This window comes from Massilia sp. YIM B02443 (assembly GCF_030411955.1).
Taxonomy (GTDB): Bacteria; Pseudomonadota; Gammaproteobacteria; order Burkholderiales; family Burkholderiaceae_D; genus Telluria.
The window spans coordinates 1-24,764 of record NZ_JASNRA010000039.1 but is presented as its reverse complement, the minus strand read 5'-3'; the positions used below and the strand labels follow the sequence as shown (position 1 = coordinate 24,764).

Sequence of the window (24,764 nt, the reverse complement as noted above, 5' to 3'; positions counted from 1 at the left end):
GGGCTTGACGGCCGAGACGGTATCTACGTTTTCCCGTCCCGAATACGACGCCGATAACGATTGCCGAACGAACGACCCCACAAAACAAAAAACCCGCCGGGCAAGCCACGGCGGGTTTTTGTCGATGCGCCACCGAAGCGGCGCACTCCAGACCGAAATTACTCGGCAGCGGTTTCAGCCGAAGCTGCGCCGCGTGGGATCGACGAGGTGACGACGGTCAGGTTCTGGCCGTGGGTCAGCGCGGTCACGCCTTCTGGCAGGACCAGGTCGCCGGTGTGGATCGACTGGCCGGCTTCCAGCTTCGACAGGTCGACTTCGATGAATTCCGGCAGTTGGCCTGGCAGGCACGACACTTCGACTTCGTTCAGCACGTGCGAGATGACAGCGCTGCTCAGCTTGACGGCTGGCGAGATCTCGGCGTTCACGAAGTGCAGGGTGACCTTGGTGTGGATCGGCTTCGAGGTGTCGACGCGCTGGAAGTCAGCGTGCAGGACCAGTTGCTTGTATGCGTGCATCTGGAAGTCGCGCAGCAGGACTTGCTGTGCTTTGCCTTCGATTTCCAGATCCAGCACGGAACCGTGGAATGCTTCTTTCTTGAGCGCGTGGTACAGAGCGTTGCCATCCAGTGCGATCAGTTGTGGGGCTTCGGTGCCACCGTAGATGATGCCTGGGGTCTGGCCAGCCTTGCGCAGGCGGCGGCTCGCTCCGGTCCCCTGCAGAGTGCGGTTGAATGCGACTACTTTCATGTGAAACTCCAAAAAATAAAGGGTCCGAATGCCGGTAAACACCAGCCCGGTAACCCAAGGCGACCCTCCCCGCGACCAGGGAGCGTCAAGAACGAGCGCCAGGATGCGCGCTCAAGAATACTGGATGCAAAGCTCTGGCAACAAAGCGCTGGATGCAGGATTCCCAACAGGATGTGGATACTACAACGGCGCGCCGGCTTTTGAAACCTGGCGCGCCGCGAAACAGCGTCGGTGTTGCTTAATCGACGAACAGCGAGATGACGGAGTCACCCTTCACGATGCGCTTGAAGGTCTCGGCCAGCAGCGGTGCGCACGATACCTGGCGGATCTTGTCGCAAGCCGCGCCTGCCGCGCTCAGCGGGATGGTGTCGGTGACGACCAGTTCGTCCAGCGGCGAGTTGGTGATGCGCTCGATTGCCGGACCCGACAGCACTGGGTGGGTGCAATACGCCACGACTTTCTTGGCGCCACGCTCTTTCAGCACTTCGGCGGCCTTGCACAGGGTGCCGGCGGTGTCGACCATGTCGTCCATGATCACGCAGTTGCGGCCTTCGACCTCACCGATGATGTTCATGACTTCCGACACGTTCGCCTTCGGGCGGCGCTTGTCGATGATCGCCAGGTCGCAGCCGAGGCGCTTGGCCAGCGCGCGGGCGCGCACCACGCCGCCGACGTCCGGCGACACGACCAGCAGGTCGTCGTAGTTGCGCTTCTGCAGGTCGCCCAGCAGGATCGGCGATGCGTAGATATTGTCGACCGGGATGTCGAAGAAGCCCTGGATCTGGTCGGCGTGCAGATCCATGATCAGGACACGTTCGACGCCGGCTTCTTCCAGCATATTGGCCACGACTTTGGCCGAGATCGCCACACGCGCCGAACGCGGACGGCGGTCCTGGCGGGCATAGCCGAAATAAGGGATGGCGGCGGTGATGCGGCCAGCCGAGGCGCGCTTGAGCGCGTCGACCATCAGCATGATTTCCATCAGGCTGTCGTTGGTAGGAGCGCAGGTCGACTGCAGCACGAAGACGTCTTTACCGCGGACGTTCTCGTTGATCTCGACCATGACTTCGCCATCCGAGAATTTCGAGACGACTGCTTTACCGAGAGGAATACCGAGGCTCTTTGCGACCCCCTCTGCTAGTGCCGGATTGGCATTGCCGGTAAAAACCATCAGGTTTTCGTAAGCCATGGGAGTCCCAAAAGATAAGTGCGTTGATACAGTGGAAAAACAATCAGCCGGATATACCGGCTGATGTATTGTACTGATGGGGCGCTCGGCACCGCATCGCATTTTTCTTGCTGGACGCATCCGCATCGACAGACCAAGAAAACTTTGGCAGGGGAACAAGGATTCGAACCTTGGAATGCCGGAATCAAAATCCGGTGCCTTAACCAACTTGGCGATTCCCCTACACGACCTTCTTTGCTTGCCGCATCATTTTGCGTACTACGCTCAACGCTGCGACAGGCAAAATTATATTCTCTAACTCACTGATTTGCAAGAGCGATTTCTTTATCGAAGAAATCCAGGGGATGCTTATCCAATGATTTCGCCTTCCATGCCGTCCACTTCTTCGGCACTTGCGCCAACACGCGGTCGGCGGCGTCTTCATCTGGAAACGCGCAAAACACACACGCCCCTGAGCCAGTCATCCTGGCATCGCCATGGCTGCTCAACCATTCAACCGCCTCGGCTACCGGCGGGAACAGGCGCATCGCCACGTCCTGCAAATCATTTTTCCCGAAACCAACCAAACTGCCTGAATTGGTGCCCCTGGAAAAGTCCGCTATTCTGACCGGCTTTGTATCTCTTGTCAAATCCTGTGCAGAAAAAATTGCAGGGGTTGGCACCGCGACACCTGGTTCGATCACCACATACCAGCAATCCGGCCCCGGCACTGCCTGCAACGCTTCGCCGATTCCTTCCGCGAACGCGGTCTGGCCGAACAGGAAGAACGGGATATCCGCGCCCAGCGGCAGGCCGAGCGTCATCAGTTCTTCGCGGCTCAAGCCCGCCTGCCACAGGTGATTGGCCGCCATCAGCGCCGTCGCCGCATCGGACGAACCGCCGCCCAATCCGCCGCCCATCGGCAGGATCTTTTCGATCGCCACATTGATTCCTGGCGGCAGCTCGCGGTAGCGACGCTCGTATTCCGCCTGCAGCAGGCGCAGCGCACGCACGATCAGGTCCTGCTCCTGCGGCACGCCCGGCACCTCGTTGGTGCGCACGATCTCGTGGTCGTCGCGCAAGTCGAAATGCAGGGTGTCGCCGCGGTCGATCAATTGAAAGACGCTTTGCAGCAGGTGGTAGCCGTCGGCGCGGCGCCCGACGACGTGCAGGAACAGGTTGAGTTTGGCCGGGGCCGGGCAATCGTGCAGCGAACGCAGGGGCATCGTCATGCTCAAGCCGCCGGGTCGATGGCGATGCGGATCGCCAGGTCCTGGATGTCGCCCACTGCGGCGCGCTCGGCTTGGATGACGCGCGGCTTCGGCTGCGGCGCTGTTTCATCCTGCCAGCTCATGAAGCGCAGGCGCCAGCCATCCTTGGTGACCACCTGGTTGTTGGCCGGCGAGGCCAGGAAGCGCTTGCCTTGCGCATCGACCGCATAGCCCTGCAGCCAGTCGCGCAGGCCCGACACCGGCAGCGGCCAGCCCAGCGTCTGCTGGCTCAGGCTGTCGATATCTTCCGCCGTGCGCGGCGCCTGGCCGGCCTGGGTCAGCGTGGCCGCCCCCGGCGTCACGTTGACCACCGCCACGGTCTGCCCCAGCGGCGAGACCATGGTGACGTCGATCGCCGCCGGGCGCTGGGCCCAGGTGAAACTGCCGTTCAACGATTCCTGCCGGCCATCCTTCTGGTAGTTCACCGACAGCCGGCCCGACAGGTCGATGGTTTCCTGGTAAGCGCCCACGGTGGCGCGCGACAGGTTGGCGGTGCTGGTGGCGCAGCCGGCCAGCGTGGCGGCGAAGGAGGCGGCCACGGCGAACATGGCAAAGCGTCGGGTCATCGGCATCGGATCACTATTCAATCGGAAGTTATATGGAAGCGAACGGGCGCCCTGCGGCGCCCGGTGCAAGACTGGATTATTTCACAACGCTCACAAGGACAGGCGCAAGCGCGCCAGCGTCGTGCGCAGCGTGTCGTTGTCCGGATCCTTGGCGCGCGCTTCGCGCCACAGCTGCTGGGCGGCGCTCTTCTCGCCCTTCTGCCACAGCACTTCGCCCAGGTGCACCGCGATCTCGGGATCGCGCCGCAGGCCGTAGGCGCGGCGCAGGAACTTCTCGGCCTCGTTCAGGTTGCCCATGCGGTAGTGCACCCAGCCCATGCTGTCCATGATGAAAGGATCGTCCGGCGCCATCTCCAGCGCTTTCGCGATCAGGCCATACGCTTCCTGCAGGCGCACGTTGCGCTCGGCCAGCGAATAGCCCAGGGCGTTATAGGCATGGTGATTATCCGGCGCCTGCACCATCACTTCGCGCAGTTGCGCTTCCATCACCTCGACCCGGCCCAGCTTTTCGGCCAGCAGCGCGAAGTCGTACAGCAGATCGGGATTCTTGGGGAAGCGCTTGGCCGCCGCTTCCATCAGCACATAGGCCTCCTGCAACTGGTTGGCTTCGCGCAGCAACTGCGCCTCGGCCACCGCCACCTGCGCCTGGCGCGCCGGCTCGCTCGGCTTCAGGCCGGTGAGCAGGCGCCGCGCGCCGGCCACGTCGCCCCCCTTGGCCACCAGCTGGGCGCGCCGCAGTTGCGAGTTGAACAGGGTTTGCGGATCGGTCCCTTCCGGCACCTTGTCCAGCCATTGCAGGGCGCCGGCCAGGTCGCCGCGCTCTTCCGCCAGCTGCGACAGGATCAGCAATGCGCGCGACGGATCGCGTTCGTCGTCCGGATTACGCCCCAGCACTTCCACGAAGCGGGTGAAATAACGTTCGGCGCCGGGCGCGTCGTTCATCTGGGTCGCCAGGATGCCCAGCGCGTACAGGTGGGCGGCGTTGTCCGGCTGGTCCTTCAGCAGGCGCTCGAATTCCTGGCGCGCGCGCGGATAATCCTTGCGGTTGACCAGCACCCGGGCCTGGGCCGCGCGCACTTCGCGCGCATCGGGATACTTCTGCAGGAAGCCATCGAGCAACCGCATCACGGCGTCGTCGTCCTCGGTCACCTGGGCCAGCATCAGCACCGCGATCTCGGAATTCGGCCGCACCGCCAGCGCCGCCTGCGCCTCGGTGCGCGCTTGCGCCTTGTTGCCGCGCACCAGCGCCACCTGGGCGCGCACGATGTGCGCTTCCATCGTGCCCTGGTATGGCGCGATCAGGCGCTCGAGCATCGACACCGCCGCTTCCTTGTCCTTGGCGCGCGCCAGCAGTTGCTGGACCTGGAACATCAATATGCCACGCCGATTGGCCGGCGCTGCGCGCAGGCGCCCCTCGAACACCGGTTCCAGTTCGGCGATGTTGTCGGAGGTGACCACCATGCCGACGAAATATTGCGTCGCTTCTTCGGAGGTCGGATCGAGCCGGTACCACAGGCGCACCGCCGCCAGCGTGTCGTCGGCCTGCTTGGCCGCCACCGCCATCTCGGCCGCGCGCCGCGCCAGGCGCGGGTCTTGTGTTTGCTGGGCAAGGCTCAACATGGTGAGATACGGCCCCTGCCAGTCGCCGTTGCGGAAGGCGAATTCGGCCTTGAGCAACTGCTGCAGCATGGTGGGGGTCAGCTCGACCTTGGGCAAGCGCGCTTCTTCCTCGGCCTTGGCCTTGGCCGCCTGTTCTTCCTCGTCCAGCTCGGGCGCGGCCTCGGCTTGCGCATTGGACGCATCCTGCTGCTGGACCTGGCCGAAGCGGTCGCTGTCCTCGCTGCCGGGCGCCAACTGCTGTTGCGGCGCGACAGCACATGCCGTCAACAGGCCGGAGAGAGTTACAATGGCGAAAGCGTTTTTCAAAGCAAGTCCAAGTGTCCGAGTTGTTGTCAAATTCTACGCTCAACCGCGCGCGCCTGCCGCGCAGATGTTGAGCCTTGGCCCGGACCACCGGACCATGGCTGCGGCCGCAGCGGCGATCCCCTGACGGCCTTCCGACTTTACACGAATCCCCTCCCCCATGCCTGAACTGCCAGAAGTAGAAGTCACCCGGCGCGGTGTCGCGCCCCATATCGAAGGCCGCGTCGTCGAACAGGTCGTGTGCCGGCGCGAAGGCCTGCGCTGGCCGTTCCCGCCCGGCCTGTCCGAGCTGCTGGCCGGGCGCCGCATCCTGGGCACCGGCCGGCGCGGCAAATACCTGTTGCTCAATTTCGAGCACGGCACCCTGATCATCCACCTCGGCATGTCCGGCCACCTGCGCGTGCTGCCGCCCGGCATCGAGCCGCGCACCCACGACCACTTCGACCTGGTGGTCGATGGCGAACAAGGCCGCCAGGTGCTGCGCCTGCACGACCCGCGCCGCTTCGGCGCCGTGCTGTGGCACGCCAACGAGGACGGCCCGCTGGAGCAGCACGTGCTGCTGCGCGGCCTGGGCGTCGAGCCGCTGGGCGACGGTTTCGACGGCGCCTTGCTGTTTCGCGAAACGCGGCGCCGCAGCGCGCCGATCAAGCAGGTGCTGCTGGCCGGCGATATCGTGGTCGGGGTCGGCAACATCTACGCTTGCGAGAGCCTGTTCCGCGCCGGCATCAGCCCCAAAACCCCGGCCTCGCGCATCAGCCGCGCACGCTACGACCGGCTGGCGCAGGCGATCCGCGACATCCTGGCCGCGGCCATCGTGCAAGGCGGCAGCACGCTGCGTGACTTTATTGCCGTAAATGGCCAATCTGGATATTTCCAGCAGACGTATTTCGTCTATGATCGTGCTGGTGTTCCCTGCAAGCAATGCGAGGCTCCGGTCCGCCAGATCAAGCAGGGCCAACGCTCCACCTTCTATTGCGCGAAGTGCCAGCGCTGACGCCAGGACTTCGCCAACCTCGGGCCAGACGATATGCAGGACTTACAACAGTACGGCGCGTGGCGCGCGCAGGCCGCCGCCTCGCTGGCGGACTACGGCGGCGCGCTGCGCCAGGCCGGGCTGATCGACGCCGCCGGCGAGCAGATCCTCGAACGTGCGCTGGCGCGCCTGCGCGACGATCGCCTGACGGTGGCCTTCGTGGCCGAGTTCTCGCGCGGTAAGACCGAGCTGATCAACGCCCTGTTCTTCGCCGACTATGGCCAGCGCATGCTGCCTTCCAGCGCCGGCCGCACCACCATGTGCCCGACCGAGCTGCTGTGGGATGCGGCGCTGCCGCCCTGCATCCGCCTGCTGCCGGTCGCCACCCGCGCCGGCCATCTGTCCATCGGCGACTACCGCGACGATCCCGCCGCCTGGACCGTGCTGGCGCTCGACCTGGACGATCCGGCGCGCATGCAGGACGTGCTGCGCCAGGTCAGCCAGACCTGCCGCGTGCCGGCCCACGAAGCCGAGCGCTACGGCCTGTACGACCCGCACGATCCCGACCTGGCCGGCGAGGTGAGCGCGGACGGTACGGTCGAGATCCCGCAATGGCGGCACGCGCTCATCAACCTGCCGCACCCGCTGCTGAAACAGGGCCTGGTGATCGTCGACACCCCGGGCCTGAATGCGATCGGCCTTGAACCCGAACTGACCTTGAACCTGATCCCGAACGCGCACGCGGTGCTGTTCGTGCTGGCGGCCGAAACCGGCGTCACCCGCAGCGACATCGAAGTCTGGCGCACCCACGTCAAAGCCGGGCCGGGACGGCTGGCGGTGCTCAACAAGATCGACGCCATGTGGGACGAGCTGAAAAGTCCGGACGCCATCGAGGCCGAGATCGCGCGCCAGCAGCACGACGTCGCGCGCCTGCTGGGCCTCGACGATGGCCAGGTGTATCCGGTGTCGGCGCAAAAGGCGCTGGTGGCGCGCGTCGGCGGCGACATGGCGCTGTTCGAACGCAGCCGCCTCGGTGCGCTGGAATCCGCGCTATACCGGCAGCTGGTGCCGGCGCGGCGCGAGATCGCCGCGCGCCAGCTGCGCGCCGAGCTGGAAGCGCTGCTGGCAGCCTCCCACGGCTTGGGGGCCAACCGCCTGCGCGAACTGGTCGAGCAGTTGCAGGAACTGCGCAGCCTGCGCGGCAAGAACCAGGGCGTGATCGCGCACATGGTCAAGCGCGTCGAACTGGAAAAGAAGGAGTTCGACGCCGGCCTGTTCAAGCTGCAGGGCACGCGCGCCGTGTTCACGCGCCTCTCCACCGAGCTATATACGACGCTGGGCATGGACCTGCTGCAGGGGCAGACCGACGCCGTGCGCGCGGCGATGGCGGCGGCGCGCTTCGCCACCGGCATGCGCGCGCCGGTGCGCGACTACTTCGCCGCCGTGCGCGCCATGCTGGACGCCGGCCAGGCCCGGATCGACGAGATCAAGTCGATGATGGAAGCGATGCAGCGCAAGTTCGCGGCCGAACACGGCCTGGGTTTGAGCCCGCCGCCGGCGCTGTCGCTGCGCCGTCAGCGCGACGAGATCGACGCCGTCGAGCTGCTGTTCGCGCGCCAGTTCGGCACCGCCACGCTGCTGCTGAGCAGCCGCGCCACCCTGCTCGAACGCTTCTTCGACTCGATCGCCTCGCGCGTGCGGCGCGTGCTGCGCGCCGCGAACGCCGACGTCGAGGCCTGGCTGAAAGTGGTCAATGCGCCGCTGGAAGGCCAGATCCGCCAGCACCGCGACGGCCTGCGCCAGCGCCAGGCCTCGGTGCAGCGCATCCTGGAGGCCAGCGACAGCCTGGAACAGAAGATCGCCGCTTTCGAGCAAGGCCAGGCCGACCTGGAACACACGCGCACGCGCCTGGCAGAGGCCGCGGCCCGGATCGACGCCAGCCTGGCGCCAGATGCCACGCAGGCAGAAACAATATAAACGATATGAAACGAATCAACGATTTCGGCCCTGGAGTCTCAGGCTTGGGCAGCCTCGACGGCCTGGCCGACCCGAGCTTCTCGCAAGCGGTGGTCGACTGGCAGCGCAGCCACGGCCGCCACACCCTGCCGTGGCAGAACACGACCGATGCCTACCGCGTGTGGCTGTCCGAGATCATGCTGCAGCAGACCCAGGTCGCGGCGGTGCTGGGCTATTACGCGCGCTTCCTGGAACGCTTCCCCACCGTCCACGCCCTGGCCGAAGCCCCGGGCGAGGACGTGATGGCGCACTGGAGCGGCCTGGGTTACTACACCCGCGCGCGCAACCTGCATGCCTGTGCCAAGCGCGTGGTGCAGGACTATGACGGCGTGTTCCCGAGCGACCCGGCGCTGCTGGCCGACCTGCCCGGCATCGGCCGCTCGACGGCGGCGGCGATCGCGGCGTTTTCCGGCGGCGTGCGCGCCGCCATCATGGACGGCAACGTCAAGCGGGTGTTCGCGCGCGTGTTCGGGATCGATGCCTACCCGGGCATCAAGCCGGTCGAGGACGCCATGTGGCGCCGCGCCGAAGCCCTGCTGCCCGAGACGCAAGACAATCCGGGCGCGATCGAAGCCTATACCCAGGGCCTGATGGACCTGGGCGCCACGCTCTGCACGCGCTCGCGCCCCGACTGCGGGCGCTGTCCGCTGCAGGACCGCTGCGTGGCCTTCGCCACCGGCCGCACGGCCGAACTGCCGGTGCGCAAACCGAAGAAGAGCACGCCCGAAAAACGCACCGCAATGCTGGTGATCGTCGACGGCGGCCAGGTGCTGCTCGAGCAGCGGCCGCAGAGCGGGATCTGGGGCGGCCTGCTGTCGCTGCCCGAAGTCGGCGGGCACGTGCCGATGGAAGAAGATGCGGAACCGGTGTGTACGTCGGACGTCGCCGCCGCCGCCGGCGCCTTCGGCCAACTGGACGAAGTGCGCGCGCTGCGCCCGCTGGTGCATGTGTTCACGCACTACAAGCTGCACATCGCGCCGTTCGCGGTGACACTGGCGTCGCGCGCGCAGGCCGATAGCCATTATCAGTGGTGGAATATGAACCAAATCGGCGACGCGCCATTGCCGGCGCCGGTCAAAAAACTGCTGCTGGATCTCGCAATGCCCAGCCTGTTCACATAGCAGTATTCAGAATGCTGAAGATTTTTCAATTTTTAAAGATTTTCACGTTACGTGAAAATTAAAATAAATTGAAAATCACGCGCGATTTTCATAAAATGGAAGTCGTCACAGACTGTGAACGAGGAAAATTGAATGAACAATCGTGCGTTTTCCCAAGACTTTGTTGCAACTGAAAAACGTCTGATTCTTGATGTGCTCGCTGTATTGAAGGAAAAAGTTGGCATCAAAGGCAGCGTGATCGAACTGGTGCCCGCCACACCAAGCGAACACTTGGCGGACGCTACTATCGACCTGGCATATGACGGCAATTCGATTCGTTACCTTGTCGAGTGCAAAATGGTGGTCGATCGCAAATCACAGATCGACAAGGTTCGTCAGCAATTATCGAGAGCTGACGCCCCAGGTCTGTTCATTACACCACATCTGACCAGAGAGCTTGCTGAGCACTGCAGAGCAATCGGACTTCAATTTATGGATGCAAGTGGCAATGCGTATTTGCATAATCCAGGACTCTTCATCTACATCTCCGGACAGAAAGACGAACGCAAGACGCAGTATGCGCGCGCACCGAAAGGACTCAGCAATCCGGCAGCATTGCGTGTGGTATTCGGCTTACTTGCTAACCCGGACGATCTCTCTTCACCCTACAAAGATATTGCGCGTCATACGGGTGTATCGCTAGGAACGGTCTACAACGTTCTGGAAGACCTCGAAAGTCGCGGCTATCTTATCAATAAAAAAGGAAGCAGCGGCCGCAGGAAATTACTGGAAGCCGAGCGTTTGACTGAAGAGTGGGCAATCAATTATCCAACCGCCTTGCGCAGCAAACTCAATGGCCGCCGGTTCAGCGCACCCGAATCATCCTGGTGGAAGAATACCGATCTCTACGAGTTCAATTGCGCATGGGGTTCCGAAGTCGCCGCGACGAAGATGACCAGCTATCTCAAACCAGACAGCCAGACCTTGTACGTCGATCCGGACGACATGGAGAAGGTCATCAAGAAGCTGGTCAAACAACACCGCATCAGGCCTGATGAAGCTGGTCACATCGAAATACTGGAAAAGTTCTGGCATTGGGATAACGAAATCACGCCGGGACTCGCCCCCCCGTTGCTGATCTACTCAGAGCTGCTGGCACTTCTGGATCCACGCACACGAGAAACAGCTCTAATGATCAAGGAGAATTTCATCGATGCCACGTTCTATCAGAACTGATCACCCGATTGACCCAGTTACGGTCAATATTCTCCGTGCAGTGGCAGAAGAAGCTCATACCCAAAAAATCGACTATATGCTTGTTGGGGCAACAGCACGGGATGTCCTTCTGACCCATATATTCGGCCTTGCCACCAGGCGGGCAACGTATGACGTGGATTTCGCTGTCGCCGTCAAAGACTGGGACCAGTTTGCCGCTTTGCGAGAAGGTCTGATGGCACGCAAGACCTTCAAAGCAGGCGGGGAAGCGCAGCAGCGTCTTTATTATCAAGAGCAAGCTGGAGACCTCGAATACCACCTGGACCTTGTACCATTTGGCGGCGTATCTCAAGGAACGAATACAGTAGCCTGGCCACCTGACATGAAAATCATCATGAACGTCGCCGGCTATGACGATGTCCTGGCAGCGGCTGAACGGGTGACATTTGCGCCAGACTTCGAAGGCAACGTCGTTTCTCTACCAGGACTCGCCATACTCAAGCTGGTCGCATGGTCCGACCGCGGCAGAGCAAACCCGAGGGATGCCCAAGACCTCATCCATCTGATGGATAACTATGCCGCAGCCGGCAATATCGACCGGGTGTACGACGAAGAAGGTGTCATCGACGCAGGCGATTACGACCCGGATCTGGCTGGCGTCTATTTGCTGGGAAAAGATATCCGACGCGTCACCAGCGCAGACACGCTCGATGTTCTGAATCAAATCATCGAGCGTGACTTCGACCGTCTGGCGCATGAGATGACCAGAACGATGCGCCATCTGGAGGATGCAGAGAAACGTGTCGACAAACGACTACGGCTTTTACAGCAAGCTCTCGCTTAGCACCCTGTCTCAAAAATGATCAAGCGAGAAAATCCGCCGATGCTCGCGAATCGCATAGCGGTCGGTCATGCCGGCGATGTAGTCGGCAATCTTGCGCGCCTGCTTCATCGGGTCGTCCTGCACCTGGTAGTCGTTCGGCAGCAGCACCGGATCGTTCAGGAACGCCTCGAACAGTTCGCGCACGATGCGGCTGGCCTTGACGCGCATGCGGTTGACCTGGAAGTGGCGGTACAGGTTGGCGTACAGGAAGCGCTTCAGCGCCGTGGTCTCGGCCCGCATCTGGCTTGAAAAACGGATCAGCGGCGGAGCGGCGCGCACCTCGTCGATACTCCTGGGCGCGGCCTCGGCCAGCAAGGCGCTCGAGGTCTCGACCAGGTCGGCCGTCATCGCCGTGATCATCAGGCGGATCGTCTCGTACAGCGCGCGCCGTCCGGACAGGCCGGGATAGGCCTGCTCCACCGCGTGCCGATGACGCGCGAACAGTTCGACCTCTTCCATCTGCGCCATCGTGAGCAGGCCCGAACGCAGGCCGTCGTCGATGTCGTGGTTGTTGTACGCGATCTCGTCAGCCAGGTTGGTCAGCTGCGCTTCCAGGCTCGGCTGGGTGCGGTCGATGAAGCGCTGGCCGAGTTCTCCCAGCTGGCGCGCGTTGTTCAGCGAGCAGTGCTTGAGGATGCCCTCGCGCGTCTCGAAGGTCAGGTTCAGGCCGTCGAAGGCGCCGTAGTGCTCTTCCAGGTGATCCACCACGCGCAGGCTTTGCAGGTTATGCTCGAAGCCGCCGTAGTCCGCCATGCATTCGTTGAGCACGTCCTGGCCGACGTGGCCGAACGGGGTGTGGCCCAGGTCGTGCGCCAGCGCGGTCGCTTCCACCAGGTCTTCGTTCAGGCGCAGGCTGCGCGCCAGCGTGCGCCCGATCTGCGCCACCTCGATCGAGTGCGTCAGGCGGGTGCGGAACAGGTCGCCCTCGTGATTGAGGAACACCTGGGTCTTGTACTCGAGGCGGCGGAACGCGGTCGAGTGGATGATGCGGTCGCGGTCGCGCTGGAATTCGCTGCGCGAACCGGGCGCCAGCTCCGCGTGCTTGCGCCCGCGCGATTGCGCGGAATGGGCCGCGTACGGGGCCAGGCCGGCGTCGAAGTCCACCATCGCCATTCCCCGCTCAGCCGCTGCAGGCGGCCAGGGTCGAGCGCAGGTGCTCGAGCGGCGCCGTGGTGATCGCCGGGCTGCCCAGCGGTTTCAGGAGGATGAAGCGGATTTCGCCGCCCTCGTTCTTCTTGTCGACCGCCATCAGCTCGATCCAGCGCGCCTCGCCCAGGTCGGGCGCACTGGCCGGCAGGCCGGCGGCGCGCACCAGGGCGCGCACGCGTTCCACGCTGGCCGGGTCGATCAGGCCCAGGCGCGCCGACAGGTCGGCCGCCATCACCATGCCGCAGCCGACCGCTTCGCCGTGCAGCCATTCGCCATACCCCAGGCCGTTCTCGATCGCGTGGCCGAAGGTGTGGCCGAAATTGAGCACCGCGCGCAGGCCGCCTTCGCGTTCGTCCTTGCGCACCACCTCGGCCTTGATCTCGCACGAGCGCGCGATCGCGTGCGCCAGCGCCTGCGGGTCGCGCTTGATCAGCTGTTCGACGTTGGCTTCGATCCAGTCGAAGAAGGCGGCGTCGAGGATGGCGCCGTGCTTGATCACTTCGGCCAGGCCGGCGGCCAGCTCGCGCGCCGGGAGCGTATCGAGCGTCGCCGTATCGGCCAGCACCGCGCGCGGCTGGTAGAACGCGCCGATCATGTTCTTGCCCAACGGATGGTTGATGCCGGTCTTGCCGCCGACCGAGGAATCGACCTGGGCCAGCAGCGTGGTCGGGATCTGCACGAACGGCACCCCGCGCATATAGCTCGAGGCGGCGAAGCCGGTCAGGTCGCCGATCACGCCGCCGCCCAGCGCCACCAGGGTGGTCTTGCGATCGCATTTGGCTTGCAGCAGCGCGTCGTACACCAGGTTCAGCGACTGCCAGTTCTTGTGCTCTTCGCCGTCCGGCAGCACGATCTCGACCACCTCGCGGCCGGCGCCGCGCAGGTGTCCGGCCACCCGTTCCAGGTATAGCGGCGCGACCGTGGTGTTGGTGACGATGGCGACTTTCTGGCCCTGGATGTGGCGCGCCAGCAGCGCGCCATCGTCCAGAAGGCCGGGGCCGATCACGATCGGGTAGCTGCGTTCGCCGAGGTCGACGTTGAGGGTGAGGTGGGGTTGTGCCTGTTCGTTCATCGGTGTCCTTGCAAGCCGGCGCGCGCGCGCGTTCTCCTGCGCGGCCAGCTGGTCCAATATGGTTTGTACCATCGATTGTACGTTAGGACGGCCGGTGTCGATGACCAGGTCCGCGATCTCGCGGTACAAGGGATCGCGCTGCTCCAGCAGCTCTTCCAGTTTGGCGCGCGGGTCGGCCGTCTGCAGCAGCGGACGGTTCTTGTCGTGCGAAGTGCGCTGCAGGATGCTGCCGATCGAGGCGCGCAGGTAGATCACGGTGCCGCGCTCGGCTAGGTAAGCGCGGCTCTTGGGATTGAGCACGGCGCCACCGCCGGTGGCCAGCACCAGGCCGTCCTGGGCGCTCAGGTCGCGGATCACGTCCGCTTCGCGCTTGCGGAAGCAGGCCTCCCCTTCGATCTCGAAGATCCAGGGGATGGTGGCGCCGGTGCGCGCCTCGATCTCGTGGTCCGAGTCGACGAAGCGGCGGTTCAGCTTGCGCGCAAGCAATCGGCCGATGGTGGTCTTTCCTGCCCCCATCAAGCCGACAAGGAAAATATTGTTGTTCTTGGGATGTGGCACTACCAAGCCCGCTCAAATGAAAAGACGGCCAGTATAGACTGGCCGCCTCGCATTTCGTCAATTCATCGCGTCAACTCATCGCCTCAAGCCACCCTTGACGCCTCACCGGATTTACGGGCAGGTGAAGTTCAGCGTGAACGGAATCGCGCTGATCTGGCCGTTGGGCGTGGTCGCCGTCACGTTGAAGGTGGCGCGGCTCGGCGCCGTGCACGGCTTGGTCGGTGCGCTGAGCGTGACGCGGTGGATCGAGCCGTTCGGGCCGTTGCCCGCGATCGCGAAGATGTTCTGCACCTTGGCCGGGGTCAGTTCCACCAGGGTCGCGCCGACCAGGCCGGTGATCGCGACGGTCGAGTCGACCGGCAGCGGGTTGCCGTTGAGATCGGTCAGCTGCATGGTGAAGATCTTCGGATCGGCCGACGGCGCATTGCCCAGGTCGACCGTGCCGCTGGTGACCGGCGTCGCGCTGCCGTCGATGTAGACACGGCCGATTTCATCGTCGCTGAGCGTGATCGTGATCTTGCCGAACTGGGTGTTGGCGCCGTCGGTCGTGCTGGCGCAGATGGTGGCCACGCCCTTGCGGGTGCTGTCCGCCGAGACGCCGGCGGCGCTGCCGGTGTTGCACGGCGTGGCCGGCAGGTTCGGCAGCGCGGTACGCGGATCCTGCACGCGGAAGTCGACCGAGCAGCCGCCGTTCACGGTCAGGCAGCCGCCGCGGTCGGCCGAACCGATCGAACCGAGATTGGTCTGGAACACCACCGGGGTGCCGTCGGCTACCGGGTTGCCGAACCCGTCGGCGATCAGGATGTTGACGATCGAGGCCGGCGTGCTCGGGGTGCTGTCGAAGGTGCCATCGACGTTGGCCTTGGTGGCGCTGAGCGAGAACGCGCGCTGCACCGGCAGGCCGGTGGTGACCACGATCGAATCCGAGGTGGTCGAGATGTCGGGACGGGTGGCCGTGGCGGTGCCCGGCAGCACGGCCTGGACCCGGAAGCTGGTCGGCACGCTGCCCGAGTTGACGGTGGTGATCACTTCGCCGTTCTGGTCGGTGCTGTCGCGCAGCTTGTTGAGGGTGACCACGCCTTCCGGCATCACCTTGAATTCGACCGCCTTGCCGGCCAGCGGACGGTCGAACACGTCGAACACGCGGAAGCGCAGGGTCGCGGTCTCGGTGCGGTTGATGCCGCCCTGGCCGCGGATCACGATCGACTTGTCGTTGGGCGTGGCTTCGACGAACTGCACCGAGGCGGCGCTCGGCGGCGCGATCGCCAGCGAGGCCGACGCCGGGGTCGATACGCCGTCGGCCGAGACGGTGATCACGTCGTTGTTGCCGCAACCCTGGTCGCGGTAGACGGTCTGGGCGGTGCCCATATTGGTGGCGACGCTGGGCGCCAGGGTGGCCTTGCCGGCGGTCACGCACGCCGAGCTGAAGCTGACGTTGACCTGCTGGCCGCTGTACTTGGCGCCGTTGGCCATCAGGTCGACCGCGACCAGGGTCGAGCCGTAGGCATCGATGTTGGCCGAATCCAGGCGCACGGCGCTGAACGAGAGCGCGGTGGCGTTGACCGAATAATTGGCGCTGCCGCTGGCGGTGGTGGCGGTGGCGCCCGGCAAGGCGGCGGTGGCGGTGACGCTGCCGGCGCCGCCGGCGGCCAGGCTGGCGGCGCGCATGGTGATCGAGGCGGCGCCGCTGGCGTCGGTCAGGGCGGTGCCGGCGGTCGGCGCGAACACGGCCAGGGTGGCGTCCGTGGTGAAAGTGACCACCGCATTCGGCACCGGCTGGTTGGCGGCGTCGCGCACCACGGCGCGCACGGTCAGCGGCGTGGCGCCGCTGAGGGCGCTGCTGGCCTGGCCGTTGGCACCGCTCAGGGTCACGCCGACGGTCGGCGCCGCCGGGGTGGTGGTGCCGCCGCCAGTGCCGCCGCTGCCGCTGCCGCCCGTCGCGCCGGGGCTGCCGCCGCCGCCGCCGCAGGCGCTGAGGGTGGCCGCCAGCAGCAGGGCCAGGGTGCTGTATTTGAATTGCTGGTTTTTCATATCAGGACTTGTTGTTGTAGGTTGTCGGATGAAATTCCTGTGCGGCAGCGCTGGCCTCTGCTACCTCAGCGCATGCCGGCCACGTTCTCGTTGACGATCTTGGGCGTGATGAACACCAGCAGCTCGGTCTTGGTGCTCTCGCGTCCGGTCGTCTTGAACAGGTAGCCCAGCAGCGGGACGTCGCCCAGCAGCGGGGTCTTGGTCACGTTGTTGCGCTCGGTCTGCTGGTAGATACCGCCCAGCACCACGGTGCCGCCGTTCTCGACCATGACCTTGGTCTTCACGTGCTGGGTGTTGATGGCGAAGCCGGCGCGGGTTTCGTCGCCCTTCGAATCCTTGTTGACGTCGACTTCCAGCACCACGTTGCCGTCCGGCGTGATCTGCGGGATCACTTCCAGGCGCAGGTTCGCCTTCTTGAAGCTGATCGAGGTGGCGCCGCTGCTGGTCGCCTGTTCGTAGGGCAGCTCGACGCCCTGCTCGATCACGGCCACTTGCTTGTCTTCGGTGACCACGCGCGGGCTGGAGATGATCTTGCCCTTGCCGTCCGCTTCCAGCGCCGACAGTTCCAGGTTCAGGAAGCGGTTCGCGGCCGACGAGAACAGCGAGAACGCCAGCGAGGTCGGGGCGATGCCGCCGATGCCGGCCGCCGGCAGGTTGACCATGGTGGTGTTGGCGAAGCTGTCCTCGCTGGTGACCTGGCCGGTGACCTGCCCCACGCCGTTCAGGTTGCCGCCGATGGCGATGCGTTCGTTGCCGCTGACCTGCCAGCCCGAGTCGCCGCCGCGCATGGTGCGCATGTCGGCAAAGCCCAGCTTGGCGCCCAGGTTGCGCGAGAAGCCGTCGTTGGCTTCCACCAGGCGCGCTTCGATCAGCACCTGCTTGGAGGCGATGTCGGTCTTCTGGATCAGCTTGCGGATATCCTCGATCTTGGACGCGATGTCGGTCACGAACAGCTGGTTGGTGCGCGGGTCGATGATGGCGCTGCCGCGCTTGGACAGCACGCGGTTCTTGTCGTTGGCGCTGGCGCCGCCGCTGGCGTCGAGGCCGAACACGTTGCGGAACGATTCCGCCTTCTGATAGTTCAGCTGGAAGATCTCGGAGCGCAGCGGCTCCAGTTCGGCGATCTGGGCGCGCTGCTCGAGCTCGAGCTTTTCCTTGGTCAGCAGTTCTTCCTTCGGCGCGATCCACAGCACGGTGCCGTTCTTGCGCATATCCAGGCCCTTGGCGGTCAGGATCACGTCCAGCGCCTGGTCCCACGGCACGTCGCGCAGGCGCAGCGTCAGGTTGCCGGTGACGGAATCGCTGGTGATGATATTCAGGCCCGAGATGTCGGCCACCGCCTGCAGCGCGGCGCGCACTTCGACGTTCTGGAAATTGAACGACAGCTTTTCGCCGTTGAAGCCCTGCGGGTTGTTGGCCGAACCCTGGCTGACGCGGTTCGGATCGACCACCACCTTGCGCACCTCGACCACCAGCTGGGTGTCGCTCTGGTACACCGACTGCTCCCAGTTGCCCTGGGCGGCGATCGTCATGCGCACGTTGTCGCCCTGGCCGGCCGTGGTCACGCTCGAGACCGGCGTGCCGAAATCGGTCACGTCCAGGCGGCGGCGCAGGTTTTCCGGCAGGCGGGTGCCGAGGAAGTCGACGGTCACGCCGCTGGCGCTCTGGCGCACGTCGACCGCGACCTGGCTGTTGGGCAGGTCGACCACGACGCGGCCGGCGTTGTTGGCGCCGCTCTTGAAGTCGAGGCCGCGCAGCGCCGGACGCAGGTTCACAGCGGCACCAGCACCAGCAGCGGCGGTGGCCGGCAGGCCGTTGGCATTCACCGCATGCGCGACGCCGCCGGTGCCTTCGACGGTCACGATCACCGACTTGCCGTCGATCGCGGTGGCGTAGTTCAGCGCGCGCGACAGGTTCAGCACCATGCGCGTGCGCTCGCCGGCCTGCACCAGGTTCACGCCGCGCACGTCGCCCAGGTGCAGGTCATGGGTGCTCTTGCCGGTGGCGTTCGCGGTGGCGCCGAAGTCGAGCGCGATGCGCGCCGGGTTGGTGATGGCGAAGCCGATCGGCGCCCTGGCTGGCGCTTCGCGCATGGCCACGTTGATGACCACGTTGGCGCCCTGCTGGTTGGCGGTGATCGATTCGATCGCGTTGCCGCTCTGAGCGTGAGCCAGCGCGGCGCCGGCCATCAGCAGCAGTGCGGCCGCGGCGCGCGCCAGGCTTGCAGGAACGGCAAAGCTGAAGCGCGAGCATGAGCTCAAGCGCGTGTTAATAAAACCTGGGGTCATTTCCCACTCTCCTTGTTTTCCTGCAGCTCGAGCGTCGCCATGCGTTCGGTCCAGTCGCCGTTCGAATCCTGCACGGCTTCGCGCAGTTCGATGGCGCCGTCGGTGACGCGCACGATGCGGCCATAGTTCTGTCCCATCCGCTGGCCGGCGCGCACGTGGTACAGCGTGCGCTCGACCTGCACCAGCGCATAGCTGACGCCGCCCTTGTGCAGCGTGCCGACCATCTGCATGGTGTCCAGCGGGAAATTCTCGAGCACTTCCTTGGGCCGGTTCACGTCCGGCTGATACGGGTTGCGCTTGCCGAGGCCGGCCTGGGCCGCGTCGCCGCTGAGCTTGGCCAGGTTGAACGGGTCCAGCGCTTCGTCTGGAACATAGCCTTGCGGCACGAACTGCTTCGGCGCCGGCAGCGGTTCCACCTTCGGCACGGTGCGCGCTTCGACCTGGCGCATCCAGTCCTGGATCTCGCCCACGCCGCCATCGCCGCAACCGCCCAGGAGCAGCGCCGCCAGCACCGGTGCGATGCGTTCAAGTTTCATCACGATCCGCCTCCGCTGCGCTTGCGCTTGTTCTTCTTTTCTTCCGCGCGCGCCTTGCGCTGCGCCGCCAGTTCGTCCTGGTCGAGGTAGCGGAAGGTCTTGGCGATGGCTTCCATTTCCAGCACGCCATCCTTGTCGCTAAGTGCCAAATTGTTCAGGGTGACGATGCGCGGCAGGTTGGCCATGTCGGCGGCAAACGCGCCCATGTCGTGGTAGCGGCCGTTCACCTTGATGTCGATCGGCAGCTCGGCGTAATAGTCGCGCAGCACTTCCTGGCCCGGCTTGAACATCTGGAACTGCAAACCGCGGCCGACGCCGGCCTGGTTGATGTCCGACAGCAGGTCGGCGATCTGCGACTTGTTCGGCAGCTGGCGCTCCAGGCGCGCCACGTACTGGTCGACCTGGTTCTTCTGCTCCTTGAGCGCTTCCAGGTTGATCGCCTGCGCCATCTTGGATTCGTATTCGGCGCGCAGCGTCTGCTCCTGGGCGGCGCCGCTCTCCTGCTGCGCGAACTGCTCGCTCCAGTAAAAGAAGTAGCCCAGGCCGATCACCAGCGCCATCACGCCGGCCGCGCACAACAGGCGCGGCGCCAGCGGCCACTGGCCGGGCTGGCGGCCCTGCAAGTCCTGGAACTGGGCCGCCAGGTCGGCGAACAGTTCGTTCAGATCGATATTCTTCATGCGTTACCTTTGCCCGCCGTCGCTTTACCGCCCTTGGCGGCCGGCTCGTCCTCGCGGCTGCGCTTGATCTGCACGGTCAGCGTGAATTCGACCACCTTGCGCCCGCCGGCGCCCTTGCCGCTGCCGAGGGTGGCGGCGCGCACTTCCATCAACTCGGGCGACTGCAGCCAGGCCGAGGCGCCGGACAGGTTGCGCAGCAGTTCGGCCACCCGCTCCTGCGACTGGGCGTTGCCGCCCAGGGTCACGCGCTGGCCGTCCTGTTTGACGCTTTTGAGGTGCACGCCTTCCGGGGTCTGGCGCACCAGTTCGTCGAGCAGGTGCACCGGCTGGTTGCGGTCGCCCTGCAGGTCTTCCACCGCCTGCTGGCGCGCCTGCAGGGCGGCGATGTCTTCCTTGAGGGTCTTGATCTCGGCAATTTTCTTGTCGAGGTCGGCGCTGGCTTGCGCCAGCACTGCGTTGCGCTGTTCCTGCACCGAGATCTGGCGCGCGTTGTAGCCGCCCACCAGCAGCACCACCGCCGCGCCCACCACGCCGCCCAGCAGCATCAGGGCGACAAAGGCTTGCTGCTTCTGTTTGCGTTTGGCTTCGCGGTGCGGAAGTAAATTAATCCGGATCATCAGCCAAACCTCCGCAGCGCCAGGCCGCAGGCCACCAGGAAGGCCGGGCCCTCCTGGCGCAATTGATGCTCGCGCACGCCGGGGCCGAACTGCATGCCGTCGAACGGCGCCACCAGCCGGCTCGGAATACGGGTGCGGCCGGCCACGATCTCGAGCAGGCCCGGCAGCAGCGCGCAGCCGCCGGCCAGGTACAGTTCGTCGATGCGGGTGTACGGGGTCGAGGTATAGAAGAACTGGATCGCGCGCGTGATTTCCAGCGCCGCGTTTTCCAGGAACGGCGCCAGTACGTCGGGACCGTAGTTCTCGGGCAGGTCGTTGGCCTTCTTGCGCGTTTCCGCTTCCTCGAACGCCATGCCGTAGGCGCGCACGATGTCCTGGGTCAGCTGGTTGCCGCCGAAAGGCTGCTCGCGCTCGTAGACGGTGTCGGCGCCGACCAGCACCGAGACGTGGGTGGCCTGGGCGCCGATCTGGAACAGGGCCGTGATCTGGCCCGGGCGCGGAGAAACCGCGTGTTCCAGCGCGCTGCGCGCGGCATACGATTCGATGTCCATCACGGTAGCGACCAGGCCCGAGGCTTCGGCGATCGCGACCCGGTCCTCGACTTTTTCGCGGCGCGCGGCGGCCAGCATCACTTCCATGTCTTCGTTTGAGTTGGGGGCGGCGCCGATCACGTCGAAGTCGAGGCTGACCTCATCGAGCGCGAACGGGATATACTGGCTGGCCTCGGATTCGACCTGCACTTCCAACTGGTCTTCCGACAGCCCGGCCGGCAGGATGATCTTCTTGGTGATCACGGAGGCCGGCGGCATGCCGAGCACCACGTGGCGGGCGCGGGTGCCGCTTTTTTTCCAGACCCGGCGCACCGCATCGGTGACCTGCTCCAGGTTTTCGATATTGCCGTCGACCACGGCGCCGCGCGGCAGCGCTTCAGTGGCGTAGCGCTCCAGGCGCATGACGCCCTTGCCGGCATCGGCCAGCTCGACCAGGCGGACACCCGACGTGCTGATATCGAGCCCGGCCATTGGCGGCGTCGATCGACCGAACAAGGAACCCAGATTGATCACTCAATACTCCCTTCAGCTGCTTTTCAAATAGACAGGTCACTGCAATGAACGCCCGCGGAGGGGAAGTTGTCTCGGATGCACCAGGTGTGTATTTCTTATAAAAATCCGATACTTACGTCAAATACAGGGTCAAATCGTAGCAACAAAAGATGACTGGGGACAAGATATTTCTACCTGGGAAGAATAGAATCCGGCGCGTGCGCGCCACACTTCCCGGTTTCCATTGCAAAGCCAATACCGGTCTTGCGTTTTTACTCTTAAGACCTTGATACGAAGCTCTTGCTTTTAAGCTTTATTAAGCTGAGCTCAGTATCAGGCGCAAAACCGCTGCCTTATAATGAGGCGGATCAACAAAGCGAAAGTCAGCATGAAAGAGAAACAAGCGTCCTCCTCTGCCTCGAAGTTCAGCCCCAAGCGTCTGTTGTTGCTTGGCGTCGCCGCTGTGTTTGGTCTGGCAAGCATCGGCGTGCTGGTGCTGGTGTTTGCCCTGGCCATGGCCTACCCGAACCTGCCGGCGCTGGACACCATTACCGATTACCGGCCCAAGATGCCGCTGCGGATCTTCACCGCCGATAACGTCCTGATCGGCGAATTCGGCGAAGAACGGCGCACCCTGGTGCACTTCAAGGACATTCCGGACGTCATGAAGAAAGCCGTGCTGTCGATCGAGGACGACCGCTTCTACGAGCACAGCGGCATCGACTACCTCGGCATCATGCGCGCGGCCTTCCGCAACGCCACCGGCGGCGCACGCCAGGGCGCCTCGACCATCACCCAGCAGGTGGCGCGCAACTTCTTCCTGTCGTCCGAGCAGACCTTCAAGCGCAAGGCGTATGAAGCGATGCTGGCCTGGAAGATCGAGAAAAACCTGTCCAAGGACCAGATCCTCGAGCTGTACATGAACCAGATCTACCTGGGCCAGCGCGCCTTCGGCTTCCAGTCGGCGGCCCAGATCTATTTCGGCAAGGACCTGCGCGACATCACCGTGGCCGAAGCGGCCATGCTGGCCGGCCTGCCGAAAGCGCCATCGGCCTACAATCCCGTGGTCAATCCGACCCGCGCCAAGACCCGCCAGCAGTACATCCTGACCCGCATGCACTCGCTGGGCTACATCAGCGACGCCCAGTTCAACCAGGCCAAGAACGAGCCGCTCAAGATCAAGTCGGACAGCACGGCCTTCGGCGTGCACGCCGAGTACGTGGCCGAGATGGCGCGCCAGCTGGTGTACGAACAGTTCAAGGAAGACACCTATACGCGCGGCCTGAACGTGTTCACCACCATCACCAAGGCCGACCAGGACGCCGCCTACCTGGCACTGCGCCGCGGCGTGATGGACTACGAACGCCGCCGTTCCTACCGCGGTCCCGAGTCGTACATCGAGATCCCGAGCGCCAAAGGCGAAGCCGAGGAAGCGATCGAGGCCGAACTGGCCGAGCATCCGGACAGCGACAACATCATCGCCGCCGTGGTGCTGCAGGTGACCGGCACCCAAGTGAAGGCCACCATCGCCTCGGGCGAGACCATCACCCTGAGCGGTCCGGGCCTGACCTTTGCGCGCGCCTGGCTGTCCGACAAGGCGGCGCCGAACCGCCGCATCCGCCGCGGCGCGGTGATCCGCGTGATGCAGGACGACGAATCGAAATGGCTGATCACGCAGATGCCGGAAGTCGAATCGGCGTTCGTTGCGGCCAACACCGAAGATGGCGCGATCCGCGCCCTGGTCGGCGGCTTCGACTTCAACCGCAACAAGTTCAACCACGTGACGCAAGCCTGGCGCCAGCCGGGTTCCTCGTTCAAGCCGTTCATCTATTCGGCTTCGCTCGAGCGCGGCCTGTCGCCGGCCACCGTCATCAACGACGCGCCGATCTCGTTTGACGCCGGCCAGACCGGCGGCCAGGCCTGGGAACCGAAGAACTACGACAGCAAGTACGACGGCCCGATGACCATGCGCCGCGGCCTGATGCAGTCGAAGAACATGATCTCGATCCGCATCCTGAACAAGATCGGCGCACGCTATGGCCAGGAATTCGCGAACCGCTTCGGCTTCGATCCGGAGCGCAATCCGGCCTATCTGACCATGGCGCTGGGCGCGGGCTCGACCACGCCGCTGCAGATGGCCGGCGCGTATGCCGTGTTCGCCAACGGCGGCTACCGCATCAGCCCTTACCTGATCTCGAAGGTGACCGACAGCGACGGCAAGGTGCTGTCCGAGGCGCGTCCGGCCAAGGCCGGTGATGAGGCCAATCGCGTGATCGACGCCCGCAATGCCTTCCTGATGGACAGCATGCTCAAGGACGTGGTGCGCCACGGCACCGCGATCAAGGCCATGTCGCTGAAGCGCACCGACCTGGCAGGCAAGACCGGCACCACCAACGACTCGATCGACGCCTGGTTCGCCGGCTACCAGCCGAAGGTGGTCGGCATCGCCTGGATGGGCTACGACAAGCCGCGCAACCTGGGCGCCCGCGAAACCGGCGGCGGCCTGGCGCTGCCGATCTGGATCGGCTACATGCAGAAGGCGCTCAAGTCCGAACCGATGGTCGAGCGCGAAGTGCCGAGCGGGCTGGTGCAGTATGGGAACGAGTTCTACTACGCGGAGACGCCGCCGGGCATGGGCGTCGAGACGCTGGACGTGGGGCCGCCGCCGGCGGCAGCCGAGCAGAAGGTGCGCGATGCGGTGAGGAACGAGTTGTTCTGACCGGTGTCGAATGAAAAGGGGCGGCCAGATGGCCGCCCCTTTTTTCTTTGCGCAATCGTAGGGTTGGCCTCGGCGGCCCCGCGCTTTGCCGCCGACGCGGTGATTGTTTGCAGCAAGATCATCCGGCGCGAAAATGGCACCGGTAACAATCACCGCGTCGGCGGGGAACCCTGTTTGGCACAGAGACATGGGTGACACATGTCTAGGGAC

General features: G+C 64.6%; 19 protein-coding genes and 1 tRNA gene. 6 read left to right on the top strand and 14 right to left on the bottom strand.

Features of this window, described 5'->3' with window-relative positions; genetic code table 11:
* Positions 1 to 158: 158 nt before the first annotated feature.
* From QPK27_RS24065 to QPK27_RS24040, 6 genes are all read right to left on the bottom strand, one after another.
* Complete coding sequence (locus tag QPK27_RS24065; protein WP_290420691.1) at positions 159 to 746, bottom strand: 50S ribosomal protein L25/general stress protein Ctc; 588 nt, start codon at positions 744 to 746, stop codon at positions 159 to 161.
* Positions 747 to 984: 238 nt separating this feature from the next.
* On the bottom strand, positions 985 to 1,935 hold the full coding sequence (locus QPK27_RS24060) for a ribose-phosphate pyrophosphokinase (RefSeq protein ID WP_290420690.1): 951 nt from the start codon (positions 1,933 to 1,935) through the stop codon (positions 985 to 987).
* 145 nt (positions 1,936 to 2,080) lie between these two features.
* Positions 2,081 to 2,157, bottom strand: a tRNA-Gln gene (locus QPK27_RS24055).
* A gap of 77 nt (positions 2,158 to 2,234) precedes the next feature.
* Positions 2,235 to 3,140, bottom strand: coding sequence for a 4-(cytidine 5'-diphospho)-2-C-methyl-D-erythritol kinase (ispE, locus tag QPK27_RS24050; RefSeq protein WP_374047113.1), 906 nt, complete (start codon positions 3,138 to 3,140; stop codon positions 2,235 to 2,237).
* Positions 3,141 to 3,148: 8 nt separating this feature from the next.
* Positions 3,149 to 3,751, bottom strand: coding sequence for a lipoprotein insertase outer membrane protein LolB (gene lolB / locus QPK27_RS24045; RefSeq protein ID WP_308633615.1), 603 nt, complete (start codon positions 3,749 to 3,751; stop codon positions 3,149 to 3,151).
* A gap of 90 nt (positions 3,752 to 3,841) precedes the next feature.
* The gene (locus QPK27_RS24040; protein WP_290420687.1) at positions 3,842 to 5,677 is read right to left on the bottom strand and encodes a tetratricopeptide repeat protein; all 1,836 of its coding nucleotides are present in this window, start codon (positions 5,675 to 5,677) and stop codon (positions 3,842 to 3,844) included.
* Positions 5,678 to 5,834: 157 nt separating this feature from the next.
* On the opposite strand from QPK27_RS24040, the gene mutM reads away from it, so the two are divergent.
* The 5 genes from mutM to QPK27_RS24015 all read left to right on the top strand — a co-directional run bounded on the left by mutM (position 5,835) and on the right by QPK27_RS24015 (position 11,822).
* The gene (mutM, locus tag QPK27_RS24035) at positions 5,835 to 6,668 is read left to right on the top strand and encodes a bifunctional DNA-formamidopyrimidine glycosylase/DNA-(apurinic or apyrimidinic site) lyase (protein ID WP_290420686.1); all 834 of its coding nucleotides are present in this window, start codon (positions 5,835 to 5,837) and stop codon (positions 6,666 to 6,668) included.
* 33 nt (positions 6,669 to 6,701) lie between these two features.
* Positions 6,702 to 8,624, top strand: a complete 1,923-nt coding sequence (locus QPK27_RS24030) for a dynamin family protein (protein ID WP_290420685.1) — start codon at positions 6,702 to 6,704, stop codon at positions 8,622 to 8,624.
* A gap of 5 nt (positions 8,625 to 8,629) precedes the next feature.
* Positions 8,630 to 9,784 carry an A/G-specific adenine glycosylase gene (mutY, locus tag QPK27_RS24025; RefSeq protein WP_290420684.1) on the top strand — a complete coding sequence of 385 codons (1,155 nt, stop codon included), beginning with the start codon at positions 8,630 to 8,632 and terminating at the stop codon, positions 9,782 to 9,784.
* Between the two features lie 132 nt (positions 9,785 to 9,916).
* Complete coding sequence (locus QPK27_RS24020; protein WP_290420683.1) at positions 9,917 to 10,999, top strand: type IV toxin-antitoxin system AbiEi family antitoxin; 1,083 nt, start codon at positions 9,917 to 9,919, stop codon at positions 10,997 to 10,999.
* A complete protein-coding gene (locus tag QPK27_RS24015) occupies positions 10,977 to 11,822 on the top strand; it encodes a nucleotidyl transferase AbiEii/AbiGii toxin family protein (RefSeq protein ID WP_290420682.1) in 846 nt (281 codons plus the stop codon). Before QPK27_RS24020 ends, QPK27_RS24015 begins: the two co-directional genes overlap by 23 nt.
* 9 nt (positions 11,823 to 11,831) lie before the next feature.
* Here QPK27_RS24015 and QPK27_RS24010 read toward each other — a convergent pair whose 3' ends face one another.
* From QPK27_RS24010 to QPK27_RS23975, 8 genes are all read right to left on the bottom strand, one after another.
* The gene (locus QPK27_RS24010) at positions 11,832 to 12,974 is read right to left on the bottom strand and encodes a deoxyguanosinetriphosphate triphosphohydrolase (protein WP_374047111.1); all 1,143 of its coding nucleotides are present in this window, start codon (positions 12,972 to 12,974) and stop codon (positions 11,832 to 11,834) included.
* Positions 12,975 to 12,981: 7 nt separating this feature from the next.
* Positions 12,982 to 14,598 carry a bifunctional shikimate kinase/3-dehydroquinate synthase AroKB gene (gene aroKB, locus QPK27_RS24005; RefSeq protein ID WP_374047112.1) on the bottom strand — a complete coding sequence of 539 codons (1,617 nt, stop codon included), beginning with the start codon at positions 14,596 to 14,598 and terminating at the stop codon, positions 12,982 to 12,984.
* Positions 14,599 to 14,751: 153 nt separating this feature from the next.
* The gene (locus QPK27_RS24000; RefSeq protein ID WP_290420680.1) at positions 14,752 to 16,671 is read right to left on the bottom strand and encodes a hypothetical protein; all 1,920 of its coding nucleotides are present in this window, start codon (positions 16,669 to 16,671) and stop codon (positions 14,752 to 14,754) included.
* Positions 16,672 to 16,736: 65 nt separating this feature from the next.
* Positions 16,737 to 18,959 carry a type IV pilus secretin PilQ gene (gene pilQ / locus QPK27_RS23995; RefSeq protein WP_374047110.1) on the bottom strand — a complete coding sequence of 741 codons (2,223 nt, stop codon included), beginning with the start codon at positions 18,957 to 18,959 and terminating at the stop codon, positions 16,737 to 16,739.
* On the bottom strand, positions 18,956 to 19,495 hold the full coding sequence (locus QPK27_RS23990; protein ID WP_290420692.1) for a pilus assembly protein PilP: 540 nt from the start codon (positions 19,493 to 19,495) through the stop codon (positions 18,956 to 18,958). The genes pilQ and QPK27_RS23990 overlap by 4 nt, the downstream gene beginning before the upstream one ends.
* Positions 19,495 to 20,175, bottom strand: a complete 681-nt coding sequence (locus tag QPK27_RS23985) for a type 4a pilus biogenesis protein PilO (RefSeq protein ID WP_290420679.1) — start codon at positions 20,173 to 20,175, stop codon at positions 19,495 to 19,497. Before QPK27_RS23985 ends, QPK27_RS23990 begins: the two co-directional genes overlap by 1 nt.
* Entirely contained in the window at positions 20,172 to 20,792 is a 621-nt protein-coding gene (locus QPK27_RS23980) for a PilN domain-containing protein (RefSeq protein ID WP_290420678.1), read from the bottom strand. Before QPK27_RS23980 ends, QPK27_RS23985 begins: the two co-directional genes overlap by 4 nt.
* A complete protein-coding gene (locus QPK27_RS23975; RefSeq protein WP_308633614.1) occupies positions 20,792 to 21,814 on the bottom strand; it encodes a pilus assembly protein PilM in 1,023 nt (340 codons plus the stop codon). Before QPK27_RS23975 ends, QPK27_RS23980 begins: the two co-directional genes overlap by 1 nt.
* Before the next feature lie 409 nt (positions 21,815 to 22,223).
* Here QPK27_RS23975 and QPK27_RS23970 point away from each other — a divergent pair, with 409 nt between their 5' ends.
* Positions 22,224 to 24,554: a penicillin-binding protein 1A gene (locus QPK27_RS23970; protein WP_290420676.1), complete on the top strand. Its 2,331-nt coding sequence runs from the start codon at positions 22,224 to 22,226 to the stop codon at positions 24,552 to 24,554.
* The last annotated feature ends 210 nt before the right edge of the window (positions 24,555 to 24,764 follow it).